The organism is Betaproteobacteria bacterium (genome assembly GCA_016791345.1).
Classification (GTDB): Bacteria; Pseudomonadota; Gammaproteobacteria; order Burkholderiales; family JAEUMW01; genus JAEUMW01.
In genome coordinates, this window is the sequence record JAEUMW010000110.1 from 1 (window position 1) to 4,103 (window position 4,103).

Sequence of the window (4,103 nt, forward strand, 5' to 3'; positions counted from 1 at the left end):
CGCGCAGCGCTTCGATCTCCGCGTCGGAGATTCCGAGCAGATCCTTCAGCACCTCGTCGGTGTGCTGGCCGAGCCGCGGCCCGAGATGCTTGATGCGGCCAGGAGTCTTCGAAAGCCGCGGAATGACGTTGGGCACGATCAACTTCTCGCCGAGCGCGGCGTCGTCGATCGAGACGAGATTGCGGCGCGCGTGAAACTGCCGGTCGCCGAAGATGTCCGCGATGTTGTTCAGTGGCACGGCGGGCGCGCCGGTGGCGTTGCACCGTGCGAGCACCTCATCGCGCGGCATCGAGCCGCACCAGTCGCGCACGATCTCGTTCACGTCGGTGCGGCTCGCGATGCGCGCCTTCTGCTCGCCGTACAGGCTGCTCGAAGCAAGCTCCGGTCGACCCATCGCTTCCGCCAGCCGTCCGAACATCTTGTCGGTCGTGCAGGCGATCGCCACCCACCTGCCATCGCGCGTCGGAAAGTGGCCGTAGGGGCAGCCGCTTTCCATGTGTGGTCCGTGCCGCTCCTGCACCGTGCCGTACATCGCGTAGGCAGGCGCCAGCTCGTCCGTGCAGCGGAAGACCGATTCGTAGAGCGCTGCGTCGATGTACTGGCCGCGCCCGGTCTTCTCCTTGTAGCGCAGCGCGAGCAGCACGCCAATGCAGCCGTAGAGGCCGGTGAAATAGTCGCCCAGCGTGGTCGACCCGGCGGTGACCGGCGTGCCCTTGGGCATCCCGGCGAGATAGGTGAGCCCGCCCACCGCGTGGGCGACACGGGCGAAGCCCGGGCGGTCCTTGTACGGACCCGTCTGGCCGTAGCCGGACACGCGCAGCATGATGAGCCCGGGATTGACCGCGTGCAGCACGTCCCAGCCGATGCCCCATTTTTCCATCGTGCCCGGGCGAAAGTTTTCGACCAGCACGTCGGACTTCGCGATCAGATCCTTGAACATCTGCACGCCGTCGGCATGGTGCAGATCGATGGTCACGGACTTCTTGTTGCGCCCCTCGCTCACCCACACCAGCGTGTCCCCGCGCGGACCCGGCGTGCCGAAGTGGCGGCCGGTATCACCGCCGACCGGGTGCTCGATCTTCAGCACTTCGGCACCGAACTCGCCGAGAATGCCGGCGGCGTAAGGCCCGGCGACCACGGTCGCAAGATCGATGACACGGATGCCGCTCAGGGGCAGGTTCTCGGACGATTCGTGATCCATGCGCTCTTCCTCAGATGATGCGCTGCTGGCGCAGGCTGGCGATCTCCTGGGCAGTGAGTTCGAGCAGCTCGCGCATCACCTCGTAGGTCGCCTCGCCCAGACGCGGCCCGAGGTTCGTCACTCGTCCCGGCGTCTCGGAGAGTGTCGGCACCACACCGGGGATCACGACCTTGCCGAGCCCTTCCTCTTCCATCTCGAGCAGATTGCCGCGCGCCCTGAAGTGCGGATCGGCGAAGATGTCGGCGATGCTGTTGAGCTTGCCCACGGGCACTTGCTTGGCAATGCAGCGTTCGAGCAGCTCGTCGCACGTGAGCCCGGCCGCCCACTCGTTGACGATCGCGATCACCGCGGCGCTTGCCGCAAGCCGCTTGCGCTGCTCGCCGTAGAGCGTGCTGGAGGCGAGCTCCGGGCGCTCCATTGCCTGCGCGAAGCGCTCGAACATCTTGTCGTTGGTGCAGGCGATCGCAACGTAGTGACCGTCCTTCGTACGGAAGTGACCGTGCGGGACGGCGACGAAGCTGCCCGCGCCTTCGCGTTCGCGTACCTTGCCATACAGGCCGTAGACCGTTGCCATCTCGTCCATCTGCCGGAACACCGCCTCGTAGATACCGACATCGATCACCTGGCCTTCGCCGGTCTTCTCCTTGTGGCGCAGCGCGAGCATGATGCCGATGACGCCGTAGAGGCTCGAGATGTAGTCACCGAGCGGCGCGATGCCCGGCACCACCGGGGTCTCGTTGGGGTATCCGGCGAGGTAGGACAAGCCGCCGAAGCCGTGCGCGAGATGGGCGAAACCGGGGCGGCGGCGGTAGGGTCCGGTCTGCCCGTAGCCCGATACTCGCAGCATGATGAGGCCCGGATTGGCGGCCGAGAGCTCATTCCAGCCGAGGCCCCATTCCTCCATCGTGCCGGGGCGGAAGTTCTCGACCAGCACGTCCGACTTCGACACGAGCTTGACGAACAGCTCGACGCCCTTGGGCCGCCGCAGATCGATCGTGACCGACTTCTTGTTGCGCGCTTCCGAGAGCCACGCGAGCGTCGCGTCGTGGCGCTTGGTCGCGGTGCCGAAGCGGCGCATGGGATCGCCACCGATCGGGTACTCGACCTTGAGCACCTCGGCCCCGTATTCGCCCATGATCGAGGCCGCGTAGGGACCCGCGAGAAAGGTGCCGACATCGATCACGCGAATGCCTGATAGCGGCAGCGGTTTCGTGGTGTCGTCGTTCGAGTGTGCGGACGCGGGTGCCGCCGTGTCGGGGTTGTCGGTCCCCTCCCCAGTTGGGACCGCGCCCTGATCGCTGCCGTTGGCTGACATCTTGTAATCCCTGTTCGCGCCGCATCGATGAGCCGGGCGACGCGCTCCGCTGGCAGAATAGCGCAAATCCAAGGCCGGGAGCGGAAAATGAACGCGATCCTGAAGGGGCTTCGCATCGTCGAGGGCGCTGCGTTCGTCGCGGCGCCGCTGTGCGGCATGACACTGGCGCAGCAGGGCGCGGACGTGATCCGGTTCGATCCGCTCGAAGGCGGGCTCGATGCGCGACGCTGGCCGGTGACGGCGGGCGGCAAGAGCCTCTACTGGGCCGGCCTCAACAAGGGCAAGCGTTCGCTCGCAGTCGACACCCGCAGCGCCGAGGGCCGCGAGCTGATCGCTGCGCTGATAACGGCGCCCGGTGAAGGCAACGGCATCTTTCTCACCAATTTTCCCACCTCCGGCTGGCTCGGGTACGACGCGCTGCGCGAACGACGCAGCGATCTCATCATGATGAACGTGACTGGCAATCCGGACGGCAGCTCTGCGGTGGATTACACAGTCAACTGCGCGCTGGGCTTTCCGTTCGTGACTGGCCCTGCGCACGGTGTTGCGGCAGTGAACCCGGTCAACCACGTGCTGCCCGCGTGGGACGCAATCGCCGGTGTGACTGCGGCGCTCGGCATCCTGGCGGCGGAGCGGCACCGGCGCCTCACGGGGGAAGGACAGCTCGTCAAGCTGCCGCTCGCGGACGTGGCGTTCGCGATGACGGGCAATCTCGGTTACATCGCGGAAGTGCAGGTGAACGGGACCGAGCGGCGCTCGTCCGGCAATTATCTGTACGGCGCTTACGGCTGCGAATTCGAGACCGCGGACGATCGCTTCGTTTACGTGGCTGCAATCACCCGGCGGCAATGGGACGAGCTCTCGAAAACGACCGGCCTGGCCGACAAGCTCGCGGCGCTCGGGTTGCTGCTCGGGGTCGATCTCGCGCAAGAGGGTGAGCGCTTCCAGGCACGGGAGGCGATCACGGCGGTGCTCGCGCCCTGGTTCCGGCAGCGCACCGTCGCCTTGATCACTGAGGTTTTTCATGGCACCGGGGTGTGCTGGGGACCGTACCGGACCTTCGCGCAGATGGTGGCCGAGGATGCGCGCTGCTCGACCGCCAATCCGCTCTTCTCGATGATCGAGCAGCCCGGCATCGGCACGTATCTGGTGCCAGGGTCACCGCTGCAGTTCGCCGCCGCCGCGCGTGACGTGCCGCGGCGCGCGCCCGTGCTCGGCGAGCATACCGACGAGATTCTGGCCGACGTGCTCGGCATGTCGTCGGGCCGTATCGGTGAGTTGCGCGATGCGCGTGTCGTGGCCGGTCCGATCGAACTCGGGTAGACCGCGATGAACCTCGACTACCGCGACTGGATCGGAAAGACGGAAGAAACGCAGGAGGCGATCACGCTTGCCCCAGCGCTGGCGGCAGCGGCGGTCTTCGACGATACGAGCACTCGCTTTGCAAGCGGTGTCCACCTCCCCCCACTCTGGCACTGGTTCTATTTCCTGCCGAAGGTGCCGCAGTCGCGGCTCGGCGCCGACGGCCATCCCAAGCGCGGCGGCTTCATGCCGCCGATCGATCTGCCGCGCCGCATGTTCGCGGGC

The 4,103-nt window shown here is 66.7% G+C and carries 4 protein-coding genes; 2 read left to right on the forward strand and 2 right to left on the reverse strand.

The genetic code is table 11. The features are described 5' to 3' along the window. Both JNK68_04390 and JNK68_04395 read right to left on the reverse strand, forming a co-directional pair. Positions 1-1,201 (reverse strand): CoA transferase (locus JNK68_04390; GenBank protein ID MBL8539591.1); only part of this gene is annotated, 1,201 nt, incomplete at its 3' end. Positions 1,202-1,211: 10 nt separating this feature from the next. Then, entirely contained in the window at positions 1,212-2,516 is a 1,305-nt protein-coding gene (locus JNK68_04395) for a CoA transferase (protein ID MBL8539592.1), read from the reverse strand. An 87-nt stretch (positions 2,517-2,603) separates the two neighbouring features. Here JNK68_04395 and JNK68_04400 point away from each other — a divergent pair, with 87 nt between their 5' ends. Both JNK68_04400 and JNK68_04405 read left to right on the forward strand, forming a co-directional pair. Then, the gene (locus JNK68_04400) at positions 2,604-3,839 is read left to right on the forward strand and encodes a CoA transferase (protein ID MBL8539593.1); all 1,236 of its coding nucleotides are present in this window, start codon (positions 2,604-2,606) and stop codon (positions 3,837-3,839) included. Positions 3,840-3,845: 6 nt separating this feature from the next. After that, positions 3,846-4,103, forward strand: a 258-nt coding sequence (locus tag JNK68_04405; GenBank protein ID MBL8539594.1) for an acyl-CoA dehydrogenase, incomplete at its 3' end; no start/stop codon positions are given.